This is a genomic window from Pseudofrankia asymbiotica, from assembly GCF_001983105.1.
Classification (GTDB): domain Bacteria; phylum Actinomycetota; class Actinomycetes; order Frankiales; family Frankiaceae; genus Pseudofrankia; species Pseudofrankia asymbiotica.
Genome location: NZ_MOMC01000016.1, coordinates 204,156 through 228,547, shown reverse-complemented (window position 1 = coordinate 228,547; position 24,392 = coordinate 204,156). Strand labels below are relative to the sequence as shown.

Sequence of the window (24,392 nt, the reverse complement as noted above, 5' to 3'; positions counted from 1 at the left end):
GTCCCGCGGGACAGCACCCGGCCTGTTTTCCCCGTCAGCCCGGTTTGGGCACTGTCCGGCTGACCCCCGTGACAGCTCAGCGCTCGGCGCTCGGCGCTCAGCGCTGCCCGGGCCACGCGGTCAGCCGATCGAGGATCGCCTCCGTGAGCGCCGCGACCGTGGGCAGCTCCAGCACCAGAGCCGCGGGCAACCGCAGCCCGGTCGTGACGGAGAGCCGGTTGCTCAGCTCCAGTGACGTCAGGGAGTCCATGCCCAGCGACCACAGGTCCTCGTCGGGGGTGACCGCCGTCCGCACGGCCCGCGTGTCCGGCTTGTCGGCCGTCAGACCGAGCACGGCGGCGACCTCCCGCAGGATGAGTCCCTCGACCTCACCGCGACGAGCCCGTGCGGGCATCTCCGCGACGCGGCGCGCCCACCTGCCCGCGTCCGCGCCGGCCGGCCTACCACGATCCGGCCCACGGGGCCTGACAGCGCCGTCAAGGCCACCAACGCGTCCCTGGGACCGCGCCAGGTCCGCGAGGATCGCGGGCACGGCGGGATCCGCGGCGTCCAGTGCCTTCGCGTCGAGCGCCACCGGCGCGAGCACGGGCTCCTCGCGGGCAAGGCAGGCGTCAAGCGCGAGCAGCGCCTGATCCTCGGGCATCGGGGCGAGGCCGGACCGCGCGAGCCGCGCCGTTTCGACATCGGAGAGCCGACCGGCCATGCCGCCCGGATGGCCCCACGGTCCCCAGGCCAGCGAGACGGCGGGCGCGCCGCCGTGACGACGCCGCCGGGCGAGCGCGTCAAGGAATCCGTTCGCCGCCGCGTAGGCCGCCTGGCCCGCGTTGCCGGTCAGCCCGATGACGGACGAGAACAGCACGAAATGCGTGAGCGGTGTCCGCTCCGTCAGCAGGTGCAGGTTCCACGCCGCGTCCACCTTGGGGCGCAGGACACGGTCCAGCCGGCGGGGACTGAGGTCCCCGACCAGGCCGTCGTCGAGCGCGCCGGCGAGGTGGACGACGGCGGTGAGTGGTCGTGACCGCCCGGCACGCTCGACGACCCGCGCGAGCACGGCCCGCTCCGAGGCGTCGCCCGCCTCCACGATGACCTCGGCCCCGAGGCCGGACAGTTCGGCGACCAGCTCCGGTGTCCCCGGCGCGGCCATCCCTCGCCGGCTGAGCAACACCAGATGGCGCGCACCGTGCCGACGGACGAGGTGCCGCGCGACGGCGCCGCCGAGGGCACCCGTGCCGCCGGTCAGCAGCAGGTTGCCGCCGGGATCCAGGGGACGGGCCGCCGGTCGCGGGCCATCATCGCCGACGGGCACCAGACGGGGACGGAGCAGTTCGCCGCCGAGGAGGGCGAGCTGGGGCTCGCCCAGCTCGACGCCGGCGGCCAACGCCCGGTCACGCGAAGCCCGGCCAGGCCCAGGTCCCGCGGCCGCCGCGTCGGCCAGGTCCAGCAGCCAGAACCGGCCGGGATGCTCCGTCTGCGCCGCGCGCACGATGCCCCACACCGCGGCGCCCACCGGGTCCTGGGGCCCCGTGGCATCCCCGGCGCCGACGGCCCCCGCCGTGACGAACAGCAGCGCGCCGCCGTCGAGCCGGTGGTCGGCGAGCCATTCCTGGATCAGCAGCACGGCCCGCGCGGTCGCGGACCGGACCGCCCGGGGAAGGTCGTCCCCGGCGTCCGCGCCTGCCACGGAATCCGCCCCAGCCACACCACCCGCGCCAGCGACGTCGTCTGCGCCGGCCGCACGCCGACCGGTAGCGCACACCGCGACGAGGCCGGGGCGCCAGCCCCCGCGCAGTCGCGCGTCGAGCGCGTTCAGGGTCGGACAGACGGCCGGCTCGGCCAGCCTGGCACCGATCCGCGCGGTCGCCAGCGCGAGCGGGTCGGAGCCGAGCACGGCCCAGTCCGGGCCGGCGGCGGCCGGTCCCCCCGTCCCGGGAAAACCGCGAACCGCGGCCGGGAGCGGGACCCAGACCGGCCGCAGCACCGTTCCGGCGCTCGCCGCGGCGAGGGCACGCAGCCGCGCGGGCTCGACCGCCCGGACCGTGACCTCGTCGACGGTGACGACCGTTCGTCCATGCCGATTCGTGCCGAGCAGGGACACGGTGCCCGCCGCCCGCCGCCGGACCAGAAACCGTACGTGCCCGGCATTCTCGGCGTGCAGCCGGATCCCGCGCCAGGTGAACGGCAGGAGCAGCCCGTCGCGCCGGTCGAGCATCGGTATTAGGGCAGCCTGCAGCGCCGCGTCGAGCAGGGCGGGGTGCAGCCCGTGGCGGCGAGCGGGCCCGGCCACGCTGCCAGACTCGTCAGCAGCGTCAGCGACGTCAGCGGCGCCAGCCGGCAGGTGATCCGCGTCCTCACCCCCCGTGTCCGTGCCACCGACGCCTRCACGGTCGGTCTCCGCGTCCCCGACATCCCAGCCGTCGATGTCCGCGCCGGCGTCGGCCAGCAGGCCGTGCTCGCCCCGCCGAAGCCGCCTCAGCCGCCGGAACGCCGGTCCGTAGTGGTAGCCGCGCTGATCCAGCGTGGCATACACGTCCGCGACGTCAACGTCCTTGCCGACCGCCTCAAGCTCGTCGCGGATCGCGTCAGGTTCGTCGGACCCGTTCTCGCCGGCGCCGGCGCCGGACGACCCGGCGCCGGCGGCCGGTCCGAGGCCCATGGCCGGTTCGGCACCGTCGCCCGGCGCGAGCACGGCGGCGGCGTGCTCGGTCCAACCGGGTCCAGCGAAGGCGCCTGTCCCGCGCGAGTGCAGGCGCAGCGACCGCCGACCGGCGTCATCCGGACCGTCGACCGAGATCCGCACGGACACCGGGTCACGGCGAGTCAGCACGAGCGGCGTGACCATGGTCAGATCCTCGACCACGCCGCATCCGGTCAACGCCGCCGCGTGCAACGCCCAGTCGACCACGGCCGCCGCCGGAAGAAGCACCACGTCGGCCACGACGTGGTCGGCCAGCCAGGGAACATCGGCCAGGTCGAGGCTCCCCGTGAGCATCAGCCCGCCGGCGGGCAGCTCGACGATGGCGCCCAGCAGCGGATGCGACGAGGGGGTGAGCCCGGCCGCGGCGAGCGCGCGCCGCGGCGAACGGGACGGCGGGCCGGCCGGGGACCGCGCCGGCAGCCAGTACCGGGCAGGGCGCACCCGCGGGTGAGCGGGCGGCCTGGTCGGGTCCACCGCTGCCACCGCCGCGCCGTCGAGGAGACCCGCGTCGTCCGACGGCTCTTCCAGAACGACGTGGGCGTTGGTGCCACTGATGCCGAAGGCGGACACTCCGGCGCGTCGCGGACGGTCCGAGCTCGGCCACGCGCGCTCGCGGGTGAGCAGCTCCACGCCACCGCGCGACCAGTCGACCTCGGAGGAGGGAGGATCGGCGTGCAGGGTGCGCGGAAGCCGGCCGTGGCGCATCGCCATCACTATCTTGATCACACCGCCGACGCCCGCGGCCGCCTGGGCATGCCCGATGTTCGACTTCAGCGACCCCAGCCAGAGCGGCGCACCCGGCGGCCGGCGCTGCCCGTACACCGCCAGCAACGCGTGCGCCTCGACGGGATCTCCCAGCCGGGTGCCGGTGCCGTGCGCCTCGACCGCGTCCACCTGCTCCGGCACCAGCCCGGCATCGGCGAGCGCGGCCCACAGCACCTGCCGCTGCGCCGAGCCGTTCGGCGCCGTCAGGCCGTTGCTCGCCCCGTCGGCGTTGACGGCGCTGCCCCGCAGCACCGCGAGCTCCCGCAGGCCACGCCGGCGGGCCCGCGACCGTGTGGCGAGGACCAGCACGCCGACGCCCTCCGCCCAGGCGGTGCCGTCCGCCGCCGCGGCGAACGGACGTGCCCGGCCGTCCGGCGCGAGCGCCCGCTGCGAGCTGAACTCCAGGAACATCTCGGGGTCGGCCATCACGGCCACCCCACCGGCCAGCGCCAGGTCGGCCTCGCCGCCGCGCAGCGCCCGTCCGGCCATGTGCAGCGCCACCAGCGACGACGAGCAGGCGGTGTCGACCGTGAGCGCCGGCCCGCGCAGGCCGAGGACGTAGGCGATCCTCCCGGACAGCAGGCTGAGCGTCGATCCGGTGAGGCCATATCCGCGCGACCGGTCCGGCAGCTCGCCACCGCGGGCGTAGCCGCTCGCGGTGGCGCCGACGTAGACGCCGGTACGGCTTTCGCGCAGCCCGGCCGGATCGACTCCCGCGCCGGCGAGCGCCTCCCACGCGACCTCCAGCAGCAGCCGCTGCTGAGGGTCCATCGCCAGCGCCTCCCGCGGGCTGATGCCGAAGAACTCCGCGTCGAACTGGTCCGCGTCGCGCAGGAAGCCGCCGCGCCGGACGTACGTCCGCCCGGGGCGCCCGGGTTCCGGATCGTACATGCGTTCCAGGTCCCACCCGCGGTCCGTCGGGAACGACGACGTCGCGTCGACGCCGTCGTCCACCACCCGCCAGAGGTCGTACGGGGTGCTCACGCCGCCCGGGAACCGGCAGGCCATTCCGACGATCACTACCGGGTCCGCTCCGGCGCCGTCGACGGAGGCGCCGTGAGCAGCGGTGGCGTGAGCAGCGGTGGCGTGAGCGGCGGTGCCGCCAGCGCCCGGCCGTGGCCGGGCGGGCACCCGGGCGATGCCGGATCCCGGCCTGGAACCAGGGCCGTCGCCATGGGCGGCCGTGGTGCTCGCGGCCTGCTCGGTGAGGAACCGGATGAGCGTGCCCGGCGTCGGATGGTCGAACACCGTCGACGTCGGCACACGCAGACCGGTCGTCTCCTCGAGCCGGCGGCACAGGTCGGTCGTACCGAGCGAGTCGAAGCCGTGGTCCCGAAACGGCCGGTCGTCCTCGATGGCCGCGGGCGCGCCGTGGCCGAGCACGGCGGCGATGGCCGCGCGCACGGTCGCCGCCAGCGCGTCACCGCCGGCCGGCCGGCCCGCCTGGAGCCCGGCGGCCTTCTCGGCGCGCTCGGCGCGCTCGGGTCCAACCGCGCGCTTGGGCTCACCGGCGGTCTCGGGCACGGCGCCGCTCTGCGGCGGTGGGGCCTCGCCGGGTGCATGGGAGCCGGCGAGCGGCGGAATGTCGGCGGATGCCGCTTCGGCCCAGTAGCGGGTGCGGGCGAACGCGTACCGGGGCAGCTCGACCCGGCGAGCGGCGCCGGGGAACGCGCGCCGCCAGTCCACGGGCGCGCCGAGAACGTGCGCACGGGCGAGGGCGGCCAGCGCGCGCGTCCGCGCGTCCGCATCCAGAGCACGGTCCGCGGCGTCGTCCCCACCGACGGCCACGTCCTCGCGCGGGTCGAGGTGCCCGTCGGGGAGGTGCCAGCTGACGCCCCGGTCCCGCGGGACCCGCCTGCGGCCGGCGACGGCGACGCCGCCGTCCGGCAGGTCGAGGACGTCCACCGCGTCGTCCCCGCGATCCCCACCCGGACCGGGGCGATCCCTGTCGGCGTCATCGCCGTGGGCCTGATGGTTGTCGGCGTCACGGTCGGCAGGGCCGGGCCGAACGGTCCGGTCGGCTATGGCGCGCAGTCCGGCGAGCAGGTCGGCACGGCTACGGGCGATGACGACGGCACGGTTCTCCAGCGCTGCCCGGCTGGTCGCCAGCGTGTGGCCGACGTCGCGCGGGGACTGGTCGGGCCGCGCGGTGAGATGCGCGTGCAGCCGGTCGGCCTGCCGGCGTAGCGCGGCGTCGCCGCGCCCGGAGACCACGAACGGCACAACAGCGGGCGGGACAGGCGCGACCGGCGCGGTCCGGCCGGCCGGCGGGGCCGCGAGCACGACATGGCAGTTGGTGCCGCCGATGCCGAACGAGCTGACGCCGGCCACGCGCGCGCGGCTGGCGTCCTCGCCGTCCCCGGACACGCTCGCCGTCGGCCACGGGGTCGGCTCGTCGACCACGGCGACACCGAGCCGGGCGAGGTCCGGGTGGCCGGAGCCGGGACCGTCACCGCGGGCCCGCGGCGCGATGGTCCCGTGCCGCAGGGACAACGCCGCCTTGAGCATCCCGGCGACGCCGGCGGCGCCTTCGAGGTGGCCGATGTTCGTCTTCACCGAACCGACGGGCAGCGGCCGGTCGGGCCGCCGGCCGGCACCCAGCACCGTGCCGAGAGCGCCGGCCTCGGAGCGGTCGCCCGCCCTGGTCCCCGCGCCGTGGGCCTCGACGTAGTCCACGTCGCCCGGTTCCACACCGGCGCGGCGGCAGGCCTCGCTCAGCAGCTCCTCCTGCGCGGCCCGGCTCGGCACCCAGGGCTGCTCGCCGAGGCCGTCGTTGTTCGTCGCGCTGCCGAGGATGACGCAGTACACGTCGTCGCCGGCGGCGAGCGCCGCGGACAGCGGCCTGAGCAGCAGGACGACGCCGCCCTCGCCGCGTACGAAGCCGTCGGCGCGTGGGTCGAAGGCGTGGCAGCGCCCGGTCGGGGACAGCACCCCGAACCGGGCGGCATGCTCGGCGCTGGCGCGGACGAGATTGAGGTGCACCCCGCCGACCAGGGCCGCGTCGCACTCGCCGGACCGGATGCTCGCGCAGGCCAGGTGCGCGGCGACGAGCGACGAGGACTGCCCGGTGTTCACCACCAGGCTCGGTCCGCGCAGGTCGAGGACGCGGGAGATCCTGCCGGCCAGCAGCGCGTCCTGCGTACCGGTGAACGCGTACCGCGCCACCCCCGCGGCTTCGTGGCCGCGCGGGCGCGGGTCGTGCGGGCGCAGGTCGTGCAGGCGCAGCGCGTGGTCATGAGCGCAGGCCCCGACGAACACGCCTGTCCGCCGGCCGTCGAGCCGCGCGGGCGGGGTCCCGGCGTCCTCCAGCGCCTCCCAGGCCAGTTCGAGCAACAAGCGCTGCTGCGGATCCATGGCGGTCGCCTCGTGCGGTGACACGCCGAAGAACTCGGCGTCGAACCCGGTCACGTCGGCCAGGAAGCCCCCGACGTCGATGCCCTGGCCGTCGATGCCCTGGCCGTCGATGCCCTGGCCGTCCGCGCGCCGCGCGGGTGGCCAACGGCCAGGTGGCACCGGGCCGATCGCGTCGGCGCCGGAGACGAGCATGCTCCAGAGCTGGTCCGGATCGTCGGCTCCCGGAAGCCGGCAGGCGGCGCCGACGACCGCCACCGGCTCACCCGCCGGCGCCGGCGACGTGCGTGGGGACATCAGTTCACCCGGCGGTCCCGGCCCGCCCAGAACGGTTCCCGCAGCGTCCGCCGGAGGACCTTGCCGCTCGGGTTGCGTGGAAGCCCGCCGGCGAAGTCGAACGCGGTCGGAATCTTGAACGGGGCAAGCTCGCCACGCAGGAACATCATCAGCTCCCTGGCCGTCGCCCGGTGGCCCGGGCGCAGCACCACCACCGCGTGCACGGCCTCGCCCCACAGATCGTGCGGCACGCCGATGACCGCCGACTCCAGGACCRCCGGGTGCCGCGCCAGCGCGTTCTCCACCTCGACCGGGTAGACGTTCTCGCCCGCGACGATCACGGCGTCCTTGATCCGGTCGCGGATGAACAGGTAGCCGGCGTCGTCGACGTAGCCCGCGTCACCGGTGTGGATCCAACCGTCGACCAGTGTCCGCCGGGTGGCCTCGGGCAGCCCCCAGTACCCGAGCATGTGGGCGGGCGTGCGGAGGCGGACCTCGCCGATCTCGCCGGATCCCAGGGCGCGGCCGTCGTCATCGGCGATCATGACCTCGACGCCCGGGTAGGGGCGGCCGGCCGCGCCGCGCCGCGGACCGCCGGGGACATGGTCGGCCGGCGGAAGGCAGATGGCGGTGTTCCCGGTCTCGGTCAGCCCGTAGATCTGGGCGAACTCGCAGTCGAGGATCGCCGCGCACTCGTCGAGCAACGACGGCGAGATCGGCGCGCCGCCATAGACGACCTTCCGGACGGAGACGAAGTCCGCCTGGCTCACCCCGTCCTCGGAGATCATCATCTGCAGCATGGCCGGCACGACGCAGGCCGTCGTCACGCCCAGGCCCCGGATCGCGTCGACGGCGCCGCGAGGCGTGAACACCCGCATCACGACCAGGGTCACGCCCTCGGCGAAGCCCTGCGTGGCCCACCACAGACCGCCCACGTGGAAACCGGGGATGCCGACGAGACTCACGTCGTCCGCGCGCCAGTCGATCCAGGTCAGCCCCGCGGCCGCCATGGCCGCCCGGACGCGGAAGAAGCTGCGGTGAGCGAGCACCACCCCCTTCGGCAGGCCGGTGGTACCGCTGGTGTAGAGCTGGGCGACCGGATCGTCCGGCCCGGTCGCCGGGCCGGGCTCATGGGCGTCGGCCGGCGGGAGCTCCCCGGGACCTTCACCGAAGGCGTCGGGAAGGTCGCGTCCCGCGTCCACGGCGACCACCCGCGGTCGCGGGTCCAGACAGCCGGCCGCGTCGCTGACCTGGTGGCGGAAGTCCAGCTCGGCGAAGACGACCCGGGCCTGCGCGTCTCCGACGATGTGCCGGACCTCCGGCGCGGTCAGCCTCCAGTTGATCGGGACGAACACCGCGCCGACGCGGGCGCAGGCGAGAAACACCGCGTAGTAGTGCTCGGACTCCTGGCCGAGGTAGGCGACCCGGTCTCCGCGCCGCAGGCCGGCCGTGAGCAGGGCCCGCGCCAGTCGGCCGCTGTCCCGGTGCAGCTGGGCGTAGGTGACGACTCGGTCCTCGCACCGGATCGCGGCGTGGTCCGGGCGGCGCGCGGCCTGCCGGGCCACGGCCTCGTGCACGGTGCCGTCGAGGCACCGGACGACGGACGCGGACGCGGGCTGGCTGTCAGGGGCTGGGCTGTCAGGCATGGTCGGCGGCCTCCGGTTCCGGTGCGCGCAGTCGCTGGTCCAGGAACTCGGCCAGCCGGGACACGGACGGGTAGTCCAGGACGACGGCCGCGGGCAGGGGCAGCCGCAGCGTGGCCTCCAGGGCGTTCTTGAGCTCCACCGCCACCAGGGAGTCGAGCCCCAACTCGCCGAAGGGCACGTCGGGCGGCACGTCCTGAGCGCTGTCGAAGGCGAGCGCGGCGGCGATCCGGCCGCTCAGGAACCCCTCGATCGTCTCGAGGCGTTCGGCGCGGGGCTGGGCGAGCAGCGCCGGCACGTCGATCCGCTCGTCCGCGGCCTCGTCGCGCGCCGCCAGCAGCCGGTACACCGCGTTGGCCGCCGGCCGGGTCGCCACCAGCCGTTCCCAGTCGAACCGCCCGACCAGCAGGTGCGGCGCCGCGGTCGACATCGCCACGCTCAGTGCGGAGCTCGCCTCTGACGGCGAGAGGAAACGGATTCCCTGGTTGACAAGACTGGTGGCGCGCTGCTCCTGAAGAGCGGCGCTCATGCCCACCTCCGACCACGGTCCCCAGCTGATGCTCAGCGCTGGCAGGCCCCGCGCGGCCCGCCAGCGCATCAGGGTGTCCAGGAACGCGTTCGCGGCGGCGTAGTTCGCCTGGGCAGCCGAGCCGATCATCGAGGCGACGGACGAGAAGACCACGAAGAACCGCGGCTGTCCGACGGAGGCGAGCGCCTCGTGCAGCAGCCAGGCGCCCCGCACCTTGGGCCGCGCGACGGCCTCGACCTCGGCCCATCCGAGAGCGTCGACGGGGCGGTCCGTGAGCACGCCCGCCGCGTGCACGACGCCGCCGAGCGGGCGGGCCGAGCGCCGCAGTTCGTCGGCGATCCGCCGCACGTCCTCGGCGACGGCGACGTCACCCGAGCACACCGTCACCGCTAGCGGGACGGCGCCGTCATCACCGGCCTGGCCGCCCGGCGTGGCCCCGCCCGAGGCGTGCGCGGCGAGGCTGTCGGCGAGGGCCGCGGCCCGCTCGGCGGAGACCTCGCGTCGGCTCACCAACGTCAGGTGCCGTGCCCCTCGCCGGACCAGCTCCTCCGCTGTCGCCAGGCCAAGCCCGCCCAGGCCACCGGTGACCAGGTAGTTCTCGTCGGGTGAGAGCGCCAGCGGCGGCGGGGACGCCGCGGCCACGGCGACGGCGACGGCGGGCGCCTGCCCACCAGGGCGGTGCCCGCCGGGCGTGCGCTCGCCTGAGAGCTGGTCGGGAATGGTGAAGACCAGCTTGCCGATACTGCTGCCCCGGCCAAGGACCGTGAACGCGTCCTCGATCTCGTCGAGCCCGTAGCTCGTCGTGGAGACAGAGCGCAGCGAGCCGGCAGCCAGGAGGCCGGTGACCATTCCCATGGCCTCCTGGTTGAGCGCCAGCACCTCCTGTTCGGGGAACTCGCTGAGGTCGAAGCGGTGGTAGTCGACGTCGGCCCGGACGGCACGCACCTGCTCGGGCGTCCAGACGCCGATGCGCCCGAGTTCCAGGAAGCGGCCGTTCTTCGCCAGGCAGCGCAGCCCCGCCGGGATGAACTCCCCGTTGAGGCTGTTCAGGACGATGTCCACGCCCGCGCCGCCGGTGATCCGCTCGATCTCGTCGGCGAAGTCCAGCGTGCGGGAGTTCATGAGGTGCTCGATGCCGCCCACCTCGCGCAGGAAGGCGTGCTTGGGCGTGCTGGCCGTGGCGAACACCCGGGCGCCGGCAAGCCGTGCGAGACCGAGCGCCGCCTGCCCCACGCCGCCCGCGGCCGCGTGGATCAGGACCGTGTCGCCGGCCTTCATCCCGGCCAGGGTGTGCAGCGCGTAGTAGGCGCTGATGTAGGCCGTCGGCAGCCCGGCCGCCTCGGTGAAGCCCACCTCGGCCGGCTTGCGCACCGCCGCGCCCGCGGGGACGTTCACCAGCCGCCGCATCGAGCCGATATGGCTGACGATCACGTCGTCACCCACCTGGAAGCCGGTGTCCGGCCCCGCGTCGACCACCGTCCCGGCGCCCTCGAGGCCAAGCGGCTGCTCGGTGTAGGGGACGCCTCGTTCCTCGGCGTCCGCCCGCAGCAGACCCAGGACGTTCAGCGCGTCCTTGAAGTTGAGACCCGCGGCGCGCATCCGCACCTGGATCTCGCCGGGACCGGGGACGGGCGGCGCCGGCACCGCGACCGGCCGGACATCCCGGAACTCGCCGTAGCCGCCGACGGCCAACTCGAAGTTCCCGGCCACGGGGCGCGCGTCCCCGGAGGCCGGCGGCGCGTCCGCCGCCGGCGCGTCCACCCCACCGGTCGGCGGGGRCACGTCCCCGGCCGCGGGCAGCGCGCCGGCCGGGCTGAGGACGTCGGCCAGGACCGGGTCAGCCGGCACGATGCGCCGCACGTGCCGGACGCCGGGGCCCCGGTACGCGATCTGGAACTCCTCCGGTTCGCCCTGTGCCCACTCGTCCAACAGCGCCCAGCGCCCCCGGCCGCCGCTCGGCAGGTCCACCAGGGTCACCCGCCAGGTCGGGCGTTCGGTCCACAGCGACAGGCCGAACCCCCACAGCAGGGAGGCGGCGAGGTCCACGCCAGTGCGCAGGCCGTCGCCGGGTTCGTCGCCTGGCAGGACCTGTGCGCTCTCGGTGACCAGCCACAGACGCTGGTCCCGGCCGAACCCGGCGCTGTCGAGTGCCGCGACCAGCTCGAGGAAGCCACGGCTGTGGCGCTCCGCCTCGTCGCCGAGCCACTCGACGTCGCCGAGCCGGTCGAGGCTGTCCGGGAGATCGACAAGGCCGCGTTCGTCGACGCCGCCGGGCCGGCTGACGCCGGAGCGTTCTCCTTCCGCGGCGGCGAGCGAGCCGGCGGGAATGGTCGCGCGCCGCCAGAACCAGCAGACGTCCGCCGGCCGCGCCCGCAGCATGTCGACGGCCGCGCCGGCGTCGGCGGCGAACCGGAGCGACACGCCGGCCGCGGCCGCCTCCGCCGTGAGGCCCGCCCGGACGGGCGCGTCCGCCCCCACGACCACCACATGCGCGGACCGGCGTTCCATGTGCTGAGGCAGGGCGCGCTTCACCCAGCGGGACTCGTGGAACATGCGGCTGTCGTCGCCCGCGGCACGCCGCTCGGTTCGAGCGGGCCGGGACGTTCGCCGCACGGTCAGCCCCTCCACCAGGCAGACCGGCCGCTCCCCCTCGAGCAGCACCAGATCCAGCCGCACGTCCCGGCCGGCCCCGACCGCCGCGTCCGGGTGGTCCGGGCCGTCGGGCCCGCCAGGGCCAGGCGGCATGACCAGCCGCATCAGGCAACGCAGCGCGGCGCCTCTGGGGCGGCGCAGGTGCCGGACGCGGTCGAACGCGATGGGCAGATGCGGTTCGTCCAGGAGCGCGACGAGGGCCTGCATCGCGCAGTCCAGCAGGAACGGCGGGAGCTGGTCCAGCGGGCCGGCGTCACCCCCGCGGATGTCCGCCGAGACGACGCCGGCGCCGTGCCGGACGGCGCCGCGCACCCGTCGGAAGGCCGGGCCGTAGTCGAGCCCACGGGCGACGAGCTCCGCGTACACCCCGTCCCGCGGCATGACCGCGTCAGCGGGGGCCGGGCCGGCGCAGGCCGCGCGCAGCTCCTCCACGACCTTCTGGACATCGCCGCTCGGGACATCGACGCCTGGAACGTCGCCGGCGAGCACCGCCGTCACGTGCCGCCGTTCGAGCGCGTCRCCGGCACCCGCCACCACGCTGCTGATCTCCATCTCGGCGCCGCCGTCCGGACGGGGCCGAACCCGGGTCCRCAGCTCGGTCGCCTCCTCGCCAGCGAGCATGAGCGGTTCGAGGATGCGCAGGTCCTCGATGGCGCGCCCGGTCTCCCCGAACACCGCGTCCTGCGCGGCCAGAAGGATCTCCACGAAGGCGGCGGCGGGGAAGACCACCTTCCCCAGCACCCGGTGGTCACCCAGGTAGGCGGGCCGGTCCGCGGCCACGTGCGCGGCGAACACACGCTCCACGGCGGCGCCGCCCGCCTCGTCGACGACCGGCACACCTCCCGGCGTCATCTCCCTGTCCGCGCGTGCGGTCGGAGTGGTCTCGGCGCCGAGCAGCTGATGATGGACCCGCGACGTGTCCGTGGCCACGCCCCGCGCCCGGCCGGCCGCGCCCACCCACCAGTGCCTGCGCCGCTCGAAGGGGTAGGGCGGCAGCGGGGCGCGGCGAGCCGCCGGGCCGCCGCGCACCGCCGGCCAGTCGAGGTCGGCCCCCGCCTGGTAGGCCTCCGCGACGGAGCCGAGGATGACCTCGTCGGCGGCGGCGCCCGGGCGCAGGCTCGGCAGCCACAGGTGCTCCCGGGGCCGCGCGACGCAGCGGCGGCCCAGCCCCAGCAGGGTCGGTGCCGGCCCCAGCTCGACCAGCACGCCGTCGCCGCGGCGTTCCACCGCGCGCATCCCCGCCTCGAAGTTCACCGGGGCGCCGATGTGGCCCACCCAGTAATCCGGATCACTCATCTCGCCGGCGCGGGCGACCTCGCCGGTGACGTTGGAGACCACGGCGATCTCCGGCTCATGGAAACGAATGCCGGCCAGCTCCGCCCGGAACGCGCCGAACACCTCGTGCATCAGCGGCGAGTGGAAGGCGTGCGAGACCGCGAGCGCCCGGACGCGCGCGCCGGCGGCCTCCAGTCGCGGGGCGACCTCGGCCAACGCGTCCCGGCCGCCCGCGACGACGCACTGGCCCGGCGCGTTGAAGGCCGCGAACGACAGGTCCGGATACTCGTCGACGAACGGGGCGACCTGATCCGCGGGCATACTCACCGCGATCATGCCGCCTGGCGCCTGGACCGACTGCATCAGCCGCCCCCGCGCGGCGACCAGCCGGACGGCGTCCTCGGTCGAGAACACCCCGGCGACGGCCGCCGCCACGACCTCGCCGATGCTGTGGCCGATGAGCGTGCTCGGCGTGACGCCGAACGAGTGCCACAGCCGGGCCGCCGCGTACTCCAGCGTGAACAGGGCCGGTTGGGTGTAAGCGGTCTGGTGCACCGCGTGGGAACGGGACTCCTCGTCGCCAGCGGGCTCCAGCAGCAGCGATCGAACGGAACGCCCGACCAGCGGCGCGAACAGCGCGTCACACTCGTCCACGCATGCCCGGAACACCTCGAACCGGCGGTACAGGCCGCGTCCCATCCCCGGGTACTGCGAGCCCTGCCCGGTGAAGAGGAAGGCGACCCGGCGCCCCAGCCGGGCCGCCGTTCCAGCGCGGGCCGAGCCCGCGGACGCCGAGCCCCCGGAAGGTGAGTCCCCGGACGTGTCCGGGTCCAGCCGATCGCCAAGCCGCGAGAGCAGCGCGTCGAGCCCGGCGCGGTCGCGCACGACGCCCGCGACCCGCTCGGCGAAGTGGGCGCGACCGGTCGTGCTCGTCGCGCAGATCTCCGCCAGGGGCAGGTCCGGGCGGTCGGCGAGGAGCCGCCGATGGTCGCGTACCCGCGCGCGCAGCGCGTCGGCGGTGCGCGCCGACAGCGCGAACACCCGCGGCACGTCCCGCCCCGCCTCGTCGTCGCCCTCGCCGACGCCCGCCCCGGTCGTGTGCTCCGCGACGGCGAGGACGGCGCCGGCCGGCGCCTCCTCCAGCACCGCGGAGGCGATCGTGCCGGCGAAGCCGAACGAGTTCACGATCGCGCGGCGGGGCCCCGCGTCCCAGCCGCGGGCCTCGGTCGGCACCTCGACCGGCAGGGTGTCCCACGGGATGTGTCGCGACGGGTTCACCAGGTGCAGGTGCGGATAGATCTCCCGGTGGTGCAGCTGCAGCACCGCCTTGATCACGCCGCCGATGCCCGCCGCGGACTCCATGTGCCCGAGGTTGGTCTTCAGCGAGCCAACCGTGACCCGTCGCTCCATGCTGTGTGAGGCCGCGAAGACCCCCCGGATGGCGCCCATCTCGATCGGGTCGCCCAGCGCCGTGCCGGTCCCGTGCGCCTCGACGTAGGAGATGTCCGCCGCCTCCAGCGGAGAGCTCGCGATCGCCGCTCGCATGACGGCCTCCTGCGCCGTGCCGCTGGGTACGGTCAGCCCGGCGCTGCGGCCGTCCTGCCGGACCGCGGACCCGCGGACCAGGGCGAGCACCGGATCGCCGTCGCGCAGCGCGTCGGACAGGCGTCGAAGCACCACCGTGCCGCAGCCCTCGCTTCGGGCGTAGCCGTCGGCCGCGTCGTCGAACGTCTTGCACCGCCCGTCGCGGGACAGCATGTTCGCCTGCGAGAAGATGATGTGGTTGCGCGGATGGTGGATGAGGTTGACCCCGATGGCGAGCGCGACGTCGCAGATCCGGCGGCGCAGGTCCTCCGCGGCCAGGTGCAGCGCCACCAGCGAGGACGAGCAGGCCGTGTCGACCGCGATACTCGGGCCGCGCCAGCCGAGGAAGTACGACAGCCGGCCGGGAACCGCGCTGTGGGCGGTTCCCGTGCCGATGTAGGCGTCGAGCTCGGTGTCGGGCAGCTCGGTCATCTCCACCGCGTAGTCCGCCGAGGTCACGCCGACGTACACGCCGCCGCTTGACCAGCGGCGGTCGAACGGGTCGATTCCGGCGTCCTCCAGCGCGTGCCAGGAGGTCTCCAGCACGAGCCGCTGCTGCGGGTCGATGTACCGGGCCTCCTTCGGCGAGATGTTGAAGAAGCGCGCGTCGAACTGGTCGATGCCGTCGACGAACCCGCCCCCGGCCGACCGGATGCGGCCGGGCGTGTCCCCGTCCGTCAGATAGGCGTGCGCGTCCCAGCGGTCGGGGGGCACCGGCGTGGTGCACGACCGCCCGCGGCGCAGCGTCTCCAGGAGATCCGCCCGGCTGTTGTTACCGCCGGGGAAACGCAGCCCCACGCCGACGACGGCGATGGGCTCGTACTTCTCCAGCAGCAGCTCGTCGAGAAGCTCACGGTCATCGTCGGCGAGTGCCGGTCCGGCCTGGGCGGGATTGGTCTGTGGCAACGACATCGTCTCGTCTCCTGCTCGCACCGCCGGCTCGCCGCCGGTCAGGTCGTCCGACCGTGCACGGGAACTCAGCCGCCGACGCCGAATCTGCCGATGAGCTCCTCCACCCGGCTGCGCCGCGACGGCGGGCCGTCAGGCTGGACGTCGATGGACATCCGGGCGTCTCCAGCGGCCTGGTCGGGCTCGCCGCTGTCGCGGCCGCCGGGGGCGCCGGGGGCGAGCTGGCTCGCGAGTCCGTGCAACGTCGGATGGTCGAAGAAGACCGCGGTCTCGATCCCGCGGCCGAGCCGGTGTGCCAGCGTCAGCCGCAGCTCGGAGACCCTTAGGGACGTGAGACCCAGCTCGAACAGGTTCGCGTCGGGTGGCAGGTCGTCGTCCCGCGACATGAGCAGCGCCTCCCGCAGCTCCGCGACGAGCACGCGCACCAGCTCGTCGCGGCGCAGGGCCGGTGGCATCTCACGCAGCCGCGCCGCCAGCTCCCCGGCGGGCACGCCTGACACGTCCGCCGCCGCCGGGGCGGGCGCCCCCGAAGCCGCGGCGGCCGGCACCAGCTCTCCGGGCGGGGGGTCGGTGATGGCCACCGTGACTGTTCCGCGGCATTCCCCGCCCGCGTCGTCGGAATAGCCGCACGCGGTACGCAGGACAACCAGCGCCGGGCGCAGGTCGCTGCCCTCCCATTCGGCCGTTCCGGTGATGTTGAGATATCCCACGAAACGGCGTCCACTCATCTGCCGGCGGAACTCGCTCCGGAAGTCCGTGATCAGGATGTCGGACAGCTGCCGGCGCCAGAAGTCGTCCATCATCCAGCTCGAGAATGGTGGGGCGAGTTTCTCCTGGACGGTCTTCGCGATCGTGTAGTAGATCATCTGGTTGTAGCAGATGTTGAATTCGACCGAGTTGAAGTGGCCGGTGTCGTCGATGTAGCAGGAATATGGGATCTCGAACGCGCACTCGGCGCGGACGCGATACTCGCCGGTCGAGTCTGGAACGGCCCGGACGACGGCCGAGCGCAGGTACTTGCAGTGCTGCCGGTATGGCCGCAGGACCTGGTCGAGCAGGACCGGGTCAGTGGGGAACTCGGCCGCCACGATGCCGGGTGGCTCTCCGGGCGCCGTGATGCCGGGCCGCGTGGCGGTCCGGGCCTCAGTCACGCCCGGCCGCCACGCGGGCGGCCGCGACGGGTGCCCGGTCGGTCGCCGGGGCGAGGGTGTCCGCGGCGTAGAAGGGATGGTCGTCGTGGACGGTGACGCGGTGGGAGACKGCCGGCTCCGGTGTCGAGGTGTGCACGGCACGGTGCACCAGGCTGCGGTTGTCCCACATGATCAGGTCATCGTCGTCGTAGGTCTGCCAGTGGATGCCCTCGTGCTCGAACGTGTGGTCCAGCTGGCCGGACTCCGCGAGCAGCGCGCGCAGCAGGTCCTCGTCGAGCGCCGCGCCCGAGCCGTCCTCTATCCCGATGGTGAAGCCCTCGCTGAGGTAGAGCACGGTCTCCCCGGTCACCGGGTGGATGAAGGTGGTGGGGTGGCGGACCACCGGCGTCCGCTCGTCGATCTCCCGTAGCACCTCGATGACCGGCCGGTAGACGTCGCTCGGGCGGATCTTGAAGTAGTTGCGCACGGTGTGCAGGCAGCGAGTGCCCACGACGGCGCGCCGCAGCTCGGCGGGGAGCCGGCCATGGGCCTGGCCCATGTCGATGAAGTAGGTCCCGCGGTTGTGCCTCGGCAGGATGCGCGGGTGGATCAGGGTGATGCCGAAGGGCCTCGGCATGAACTGGTAGTCGGCGTGCCAGAACTGGCCCGTCTTCGGCACGCCGACCGGGCCCGACGACGCCGCGACGTTCCCGGAGACGAAGATCTCGTTCTCCTCTGGGTGGCGGTACATCGGTTCGTAGTACGCCTCCGGGGTGCCGAGCCTCCGCCCGAGCGCGACGAAGTCGCGCGGCGACAGCCGCTGCCCCTTCAGGATCACCAGCTTATCGACGTAGATGGATTCCCGCAGGGCCCGCAGGGCCCCGTCGGAGATGGATTGCGGGTCGAATCCGTGAACCTCGACCCCGAGCTTCACACCACTGGGCCGGACAGTTTCCACTGAAGCCTCCATCGCACGGTTCTCGCCGGTCCGATATAGCGGCGAGCGAGCCCCCGAGACCTTCAATAGGATCCTAACCGCCGCTCGGCTACAACGGGGAAACATTTCCCGGACACCACCCCGAACATCCGGCCAAGAACCAGCCACGAATCTCCGAAATCAAGGCGTGAAAAACCGCTCCATGCTGCGCCTATTGCCACCCGAGATGGATCGATGGACGCACCTTCTCATTGTTGCCGACAATGAGCCGATAGCCGTTTCGGTGACGTCGGGTCGAGGGCCATTCACCTCGCGCGGTCACCGATCACCCGGTCGTGTCGTGGGTGTGCCCGCCCGTCGCGGCGTCCCGAACGAGGAACGTCGAGACGGACGGCGACCTCCCGCGGCGGCATCCGAGATCCGCCACGTGGGCTAGTTCAGGCGGCGGAGGCCGGCGAGGCGACGGAGGTCGAGGAGGCGCAGCCGCTCGGCGACGCGCTCCAGCAGGGCTGGATCGTCCATGAACGTCACGGGCCCCTTCGCGGGCGGCACCGGTCGGCGCACCCGCCGCGGCAGCGGCGCGGCGTCTTCTAGTCCTGTGCTCGGGCGCACCCGGCTCCTCCGTCGCCAACCCTGGCCAAAGTCCCGACAACCCCCCCACCCTGTCATTCTGGCCGCCCCCGCACCACCAGAAACCCCGACTCTGCCATGGCCAGGCACTTCGTGTGGATGCGGGGGCTCGTCGGCGGGACTCGAGAGCCCGGCGGCGTGGACGCGGGGCCCCGCCGGTCCCTCCGCGTTACCGCGTCACCGGGCCTGGCTGCCCGGACCGGGTGGGGCGGACTGACGGAGGGCATCGGCGAGCGACGTGTCGTGGGTGGCCGAGCGGAACCGGGAGTCGTCGAGCACCTGGCGCAGGAACGGCACCGTCGTCGAGACGCCGGGGCCGGCGAGCCGCAGCTCCTCGAGCGCGGCGCGCATCCGGCGCAGCGCGCCGTCACGGTCCGGCGCCCAGACGACGAGCTTGGCCAGCAGCGAGTCGTACATCGCCGGGATCCGGTAGCCGGGGAAGGCGTGGCTGTCGACCCGCACGAACGGCCCACCGGGCAGGTGGCACTCCTCGAGTACGCCCGGCGTCGGCGCGAAGGCGCGGGCCGGGTCCTCGGCGTTGATCCGGCACTCCAGCGCGGCGCCGCGAGGCTGGACCGCGTCCTGGGTGAGGTCGAGCTTCTCCCCGGCCGCGACCCGGAACTGCTCGGCGACGATGTCGATGCCGGTGACCATCTCGGTCACGGGGTGCTCGACCTGCAGGCGGCAGTTGACCTCCATGAAGTAGTAGTCGCCGTCCGGGTCGACGAGGAACTCGACGGTGCCGGCGCCGACGAATCCGGCCGCGCCGGTGCCGCGCAGCGCGTCGCGGCCCATCCGCTCCACCAGCTCGGCGGGCAGGCCGGGGGCCGGGGTCTCCTCGACCAGCTTCTGGTGGCGGCGCTGCACCGAGCAGTCGCGGGCGCCGAGGTGCACGCCGTTGCCGTACTGGTCGAAGAGCACCTGGATCTCGACGTGCCGGGCCGACGGCAGGTAGCGCTCGACGTACACCCGGCCGTCACCGAAGACGGCCTGCGCGCTGGCGCGGGTCTCGGTATAGGCGCGCAGGAACTCCTCCGGCTGCACCACGATCCGCATGCCCCGGCCACCGCCGCCCGCGGCCGCCTTGATGATGACCGGGTAGCCGATGGAGTCCGCGAACGCCCGCGCCTCGTCGGCGTGGTCGAGGGCGGTGTGGCTGCCGGGCAGCAGCGGCAGGCCGGCAGCCACCATCATCGCCCGGGCGACGGCCTTGTCACCGAGGCGTTCCAGCACCCCCGACGGCGGCCCGACGAACGTCAACCCCTCCGCCTCGCAGACCTCGGCGAGGTCCGGGTTCTCCGAGAGGAACCCGTAGCCGGGGTGGATGGCGTCCGCGCCGCCGAGCCGGGCCGCCTCGATGATCGCGGGAATGCTGAGGTAGCTGCGCCCGGAGGGCGCCGGACCGATGTGGATGGCGCGGTCGGCCTGGCGGACCACGGCCGAGTCCCGGTCGGCGGTCGAGTAGACGGCGACGGTGCGCAGGCCGAGCTCGCGGCAGGTCCGCACGACCCGCAGCGCGATCTCGCCCCGGTTGGCGATCAGAACCGTGGTGACCATCAGGCCGCGGCCACCGGGGCGAGCAGGAACAGCCGGTCGCCGAACTCGACGCCGCCGCCGTCCGGCCGGCACACCTCGACGATCCGCCCGGGCCCGCCGGCCTCGATCGGGATCATCAGCTTCATCACCTCGAGGATGGCGAGCTGCTGGCCCGCCTTGACCGTGTCGCCGACCCGGACGAACGGGCGCGCCCCCGGCTCGGGCGCGTGGTAGAAGACCCCTACGCTCGGCGAGGTCACCTCGACCTGGCCCGCGGCCGGTGGGCCGCCGGCCTCCCGGCCCGCCTGGCGGTCGTCGGCGGCGGCAGCGCCCGTGGCCGTGGCGGTGCCCGACGCGGCGCCTCTGCCCGTGGCGGCGCCCGCCGGCGCCAGGTCCCGCCGGGGCGCCGGTACACCGTGACGCGACCAGCCGTTCGAGGCGGCCGCCTCGGCGCCGTTCGCGGTCGGCTCGTCCCAGCCATGCCCCGCCGTGCCGGCGGAGCCGGCGTCCGACCAGGAGACCTCGACGGTCAGCGGCCCGGCGGTGACGCGCAGGCGTGTCGGGGGCCGGCCGGCCTCCTCGCACAGCGCGACGGCGTTGTGCCGGACGGCGGTGAGGACGAGGTCCAGGTCGGCGACGCCAAGGCCGGTCAGAGCCGGGCCGGGGTGGTCGGCGACGCCGGGTGGCGTACGGCCGTCGCCGGCCAGGTCGGCGCCGGATGGAGGGGTGTCGGGACGGCGGGCGGTGCTGACGATGCTCATGCGGGGGCTCCCTGCTCTGCGGCGGTCGGGTCTGCCTGCTCGGCGCCGTCGTCGGCCGCGGGCCCCCCGGTTCCGTCGGCCTGCCCGTGCGGCGCGTCGGCGCCGGCCGCCGGGAACGCGGTGGGCGCCGCCTGCGCGGGTGAGGTCGGCGGCGTGGGCTCGGCAGGCGGCGTGAACGCGGTGGACGGCGGCTCCGGTGACGGGGCGGGCGCGCCGAAGCGGCGAAAGCGTGCGTGCCGGCCGGCGACGAGCTCGGCCGGCCCCTGCCCGACGAGCTCGCCGAGAACGTCGCGCAGCGCCGCCTCGACGAGGGCGGCGGCCTGCACGGGGTCGGCCCCCGAGCCGCCGTCGGGCTCGGGCACGACGGCGTCGATGACGCCGAGGCCGAGCAGCTGGCGGGCGTCGACCCGCAGGGCCTCGGCGGCCCGCGGCGCCGCCGCCGGGTCCTTCCACAGGATCGCGGCGCACCCCTCGGGACTGATCACCGAGTAGACGGCGTTCGCGCACATGAGGACCCGGTCGGCGACGGCGAGCGCGAGCGCTCCCCCGCTGCCGCCCTCGCCGGTGACGAGCGCGACGACGGGCACCGGGAGCGCGCCCATGAGCCGCAGGTTCTCGGCGATCGCGACCGACTGGCCGCGCTCCTCGGCCTCGATCCCGGGATGGGCGCCGGCGGTGTCGATGAAGGTGACGACGGGCAGGCCGAGCTTCGCGGCCAGCCGCAGCACCCGGGCCGCCTTGCGGTAGCCGGCGGGGCTCGGCATGCCGAAGTTGCGCGCCGTCAGCTCCTCGACGGTGTGCCCCTTCTGGGTGCCCATCACGGCGACGCCGAGGTTGCCGAGCCGGCCGAGGCCCGCGACCAGGGCCGGGCAGTCGGCGCCCGCCCTGTCTCCGTGCAGCTCGTTGAAGTCGTCCAGCATGAGCGAGACCAGGTCCAGCGTGGTCGGGCGGGTGAGCCCGCGCGCCAGCCGGACGACGTCCCACGGGTGCCTGGGCGGCAGCCGAGCCGGGTCGGTGATCATGCTGCCCGACGGCGCGGGACCAGCCGGCACCGACTCAGCCGGCGCGGGACCAGCCGGCGCCGGACCACCCGGCGCCGGCTGGCTGGCGGCCGCCTGGGCCGCGGCGGGCGCGCGACGGCCCGAGGCCGCGACCGTCAGCAGGCGCGACAGCATCGCGCGCAGGTCGCCGCGCGGCACGATCTGGTCGACGATGCCGTGCTCCAGCAGGAACTCGGCCGTCTGGAATCCCGGCGGCAGGCTCTGGCGGATCGTCTGCTCGATCACCCGAGGCCCGGCGAAGCCGAGCCGGGCACCGGGCTCGGCCACGATCACGTCGCACAACGTCGCGAACGAGGCGGCCACGCCGCCGAACGTCGGGTCGGTGACCAGCGCGATGGTGAGCACACCGGCCTCGTCCAGCCGGCCGAGCATCTGACTGGTCTTGGCCATCTGCATGAGGGAGAGCACGCCCTCCTGCATGCGGGCTCCCCCGGACGACGTGACCAGCACCAGCGGCACCCGGTCGGCGAGCGCCAGCTCCCCGGCGCGGGTGATGGCCTCCCCGACCGCCGAGCCGAGGCTGCCACCGAGGAACCGGAAGTCCATGGCGGCGACGACGACCGGCGTCCCGTCGAGCTGGCCGCGCACGCACAGCACCGCCTCGTCGAGGCCGGTCGCCGTCCTCGCCTTCGCCAGCCGCTCGGCGTACGGCCGGGTGTCGGTGAACCGCAGCGGGTCGGGGTCCGCCGGCTCGGGCGTCGGCAGCTCGGACCAGCCCGGGTCGAGCAGCAGCGCGATCCGTTCCGGCGCGGTCAGCGGGGCGTGCCAGCCGCAGTCGGGGCAGACCCGGGCGGTCGCGAGGAACCGCTTGCCGTAGAGCAGTGCGCGGCAGCGCCCGCACAGGTGCCATGCCGACCGGTCCGCGACGTCCCGGTCCGCGCCAGCTCCCACGGCGGGCCGCGCGGTGGCGGGCACTGCCGGCGCTCCGGCGGCACTCATGCCGCGCCTCGGTACGCGACGGGGCCACCGGCGACGAGGGTGGCGGCGACGGAGCCGGCGGGCGGGTCGGCGGGGGGCCGGTAGCCGGCCGCGGCGGCCGGCAGGTACCCGCCGGCGAAGCGCAGCGCGGCCGCCCGGGCGGCGTAGGCCGCGCCGAGCATCAGCTCGTCGGCGACGTCGACCACGCTGCGGCTGGTCACGTCGGCGAGGTAGCTGCCCGCGGCCCACTCGTTGAACGCGCCGAGCGCAGGTCCGCACCAGATCTGGTAGTCGGTGACCCGGTCCGCGGCCGCGGAGATCGCCCAGCTCGACGACAGGCCGAGGTACCAGCGGAAGACCAGGGCCATCCGCCGCTTCGGGCTGCCCTCGGCGCGGGCGATCTGCTCGGGGTCGCGGCGGTTGAAGTAGGCGACGGTGTCCGCCCAGACGTCGGCGACCGGGCGGCGCAGCACCGAGCGCTCCAGCCACTCGACGTCGGCGGCGGGCAGCGCCTCGAGCCCGTCGTGCGCCCGGTACATCTCCAGCAGCCGCCGGGCGCGGCCGGCGAACATCGTGCCGGAGCGCAGCACCTGGACCTCGGCGCCGATCTCGAACATGTCCGAGGCCGGCGCGAGGTCGACGTCGGTCGGGCCGGCGCGGCCCAGCAGCGCCTTCGCCGGTTCCGACTGGCCCGACTCGACGCACGACTGGTTGACCGAGCCGGTGACCACGTAGGCGGCGCCCATCGCGAACGCGGCCAGCACGGCCGCGGGCGTGCCGATGCCCCCCGCGGCGCCGACCCGAGGCGGGCGGCGGTAGCCGAGCTCGGCGGCGACGGCGTCCCGCAGCCGGATGATCTCCGGGAGGAGTACCGCGAGCGGGCGGCGATCGGTGTGGCCGCCGGAGTCGGCCTCGACGGTGACGTCGTCGGCCATCGGCATCGCCCTGGCCAGCTCGGCCTGCTCGGCGGTGACGGTCCCCGCCGCCACGAGCGCCCGCACGATCGGCTCGGGCGCGGGACGCAGGAAGTGCTCCGCGACCTCCTGGCGGGACAGCTTCGCGATCACCCGGTTGCTCGCGACGGGCCGGCCGGACCGGTCACGGCGCAGGCCCGAGACGCGGTAGGCGACGATCTGCGGGGTGAGCGCCACGAACGCCGACGCCTCGACGCAGCGGACCTGGTGACGCAGGCAGGCGGCCAGGGTCGCCCGTTCCAGTTCCAGCTCGTTCGGACTGTGGATGAGGTTGCAGACGAACGGCGCCGCGCCGACGCCGCGGCGGATCTCGGCGAGCGCCGCGTCCAGCCGGTCGGGTAGCACACCCGCGGCCCCGTACGACGCGAGCAGGCCGGCCCGGGCCAGCGCGACGACCATCCGCGGCGAGGCGATGCCGTTGGCCATCGCGCCGGTCATGTAGGACAGGCGGACGCCGTGGTCGGCGCGGAACCCGGCCGCGCCGAGCTGCTCGGGCAGCGTGGGCGGGGCGACGGCGAGCACCGCCGCGCCGGCGGCGTGGGCGGCCGCCGGGTCGGCGGTCACCGCGAGCCGGCCCGCCGGGTCGCGGACCAGCAGGCAGGGGTTGCCCACCCGGGCGAGCGCCGCGTAGATCTCGCGCCCCGTGCGGCCGAGACCGTCGGCGCCGAGGATGGCGGGCCCGTCGGCGCCTCGGCCGGCCGCGCGCGGACCATCCGCCACGGGTCGGACCGCCCGGGGTGGGGCCGCCCGGGCCGGGACGGATGCC

The 24,392-nt window shown here is 74.9% G+C and carries 10 protein-coding genes; all 10 read right to left on the bottom strand.

Features of this window, described 5'->3' with window-relative positions:
* Positions 1–97 precede the first annotated feature (97 nt).
* A complete protein-coding gene (locus tag BL253_RS09780) occupies positions 98–7,108 on the bottom strand; it encodes an SDR family NAD(P)-dependent oxidoreductase (protein WP_076815599.1) in 7,011 nt (2,336 codons plus the stop codon).
* Entirely contained in the window at positions 7,108–8,733 is a 1,626-nt protein-coding gene (locus BL253_RS09775; RefSeq protein WP_076815597.1) for a long-chain-fatty-acid--CoA ligase, read from the bottom strand. Before BL253_RS09775 ends, BL253_RS09780 begins: the two co-directional genes overlap by 1 nt.
* Positions 8,726–15,682: a type I polyketide synthase gene (locus tag BL253_RS09770; protein WP_076815595.1), complete on the bottom strand. Its 6,957-nt coding sequence runs from the start codon at positions 15,680–15,682 to the stop codon at positions 8,726–8,728. The genes BL253_RS09775 and BL253_RS09770 overlap by 8 nt, the downstream gene beginning before the upstream one ends.
* 65 nt (positions 15,683–15,747) lie before the next feature.
* Positions 15,748–16,830, bottom strand: a complete 1,083-nt coding sequence (locus BL253_RS09765; protein WP_076815593.1) for an FcoT family thioesterase — start codon at positions 16,828–16,830, stop codon at positions 15,748–15,750.
* Positions 16,823–17,767 (bottom strand): (3R)-3-[(carboxymethyl)amino]fatty acid oxygenase/decarboxylase, encoded by a 945-nt coding sequence (gene scoE, locus BL253_RS09760; protein WP_198946226.1) that lies wholly within the window; start codon positions 17,765–17,767, stop codon positions 16,823–16,825. The genes BL253_RS09765 and scoE overlap by 8 nt, the downstream gene beginning before the upstream one ends.
* A 411-nt stretch (positions 17,768–18,178) precedes the next feature.
* A complete protein-coding gene (locus tag BL253_RS09755) occupies positions 18,179–18,358 on the bottom strand; it encodes a regulator (protein ID WP_096335960.1) in 180 nt (59 codons plus the stop codon).
* Between the two features lie 195 nt (positions 18,359–18,553).
* On the bottom strand, positions 18,554–19,933 hold the full coding sequence (locus BL253_RS09750) for an acetyl-CoA carboxylase biotin carboxylase subunit (protein ID WP_076815590.1): 1,380 nt from the start codon (positions 19,931–19,933) through the stop codon (positions 18,554–18,556).
* Positions 19,933–20,673, bottom strand: coding sequence for an acetyl-CoA carboxylase biotin carboxyl carrier protein (locus BL253_RS42875; RefSeq protein WP_198946225.1), 741 nt, complete (start codon positions 20,671–20,673; stop codon positions 19,933–19,935). The genes BL253_RS09750 and BL253_RS42875 overlap by 1 nt, the downstream gene beginning before the upstream one ends.
* Positions 20,670–22,673 (bottom strand): acetyl-CoA carboxylase carboxyl transferase subunit alpha, encoded by a 2,004-nt coding sequence (accA, locus tag BL253_RS09740; protein WP_081438167.1) that lies wholly within the window; start codon positions 22,671–22,673, stop codon positions 20,670–20,672. Before accA ends, BL253_RS42875 begins: the two co-directional genes overlap by 4 nt.
* Entirely contained in the window at positions 22,670–24,346 is a 1,677-nt protein-coding gene (locus BL253_RS09735) for a PfaD family polyunsaturated fatty acid/polyketide biosynthesis protein (protein ID WP_241834665.1), read from the bottom strand. The genes accA and BL253_RS09735 overlap by 4 nt, the downstream gene beginning before the upstream one ends.
* Positions 24,347–24,392: the final 46 nt, after the last annotated feature.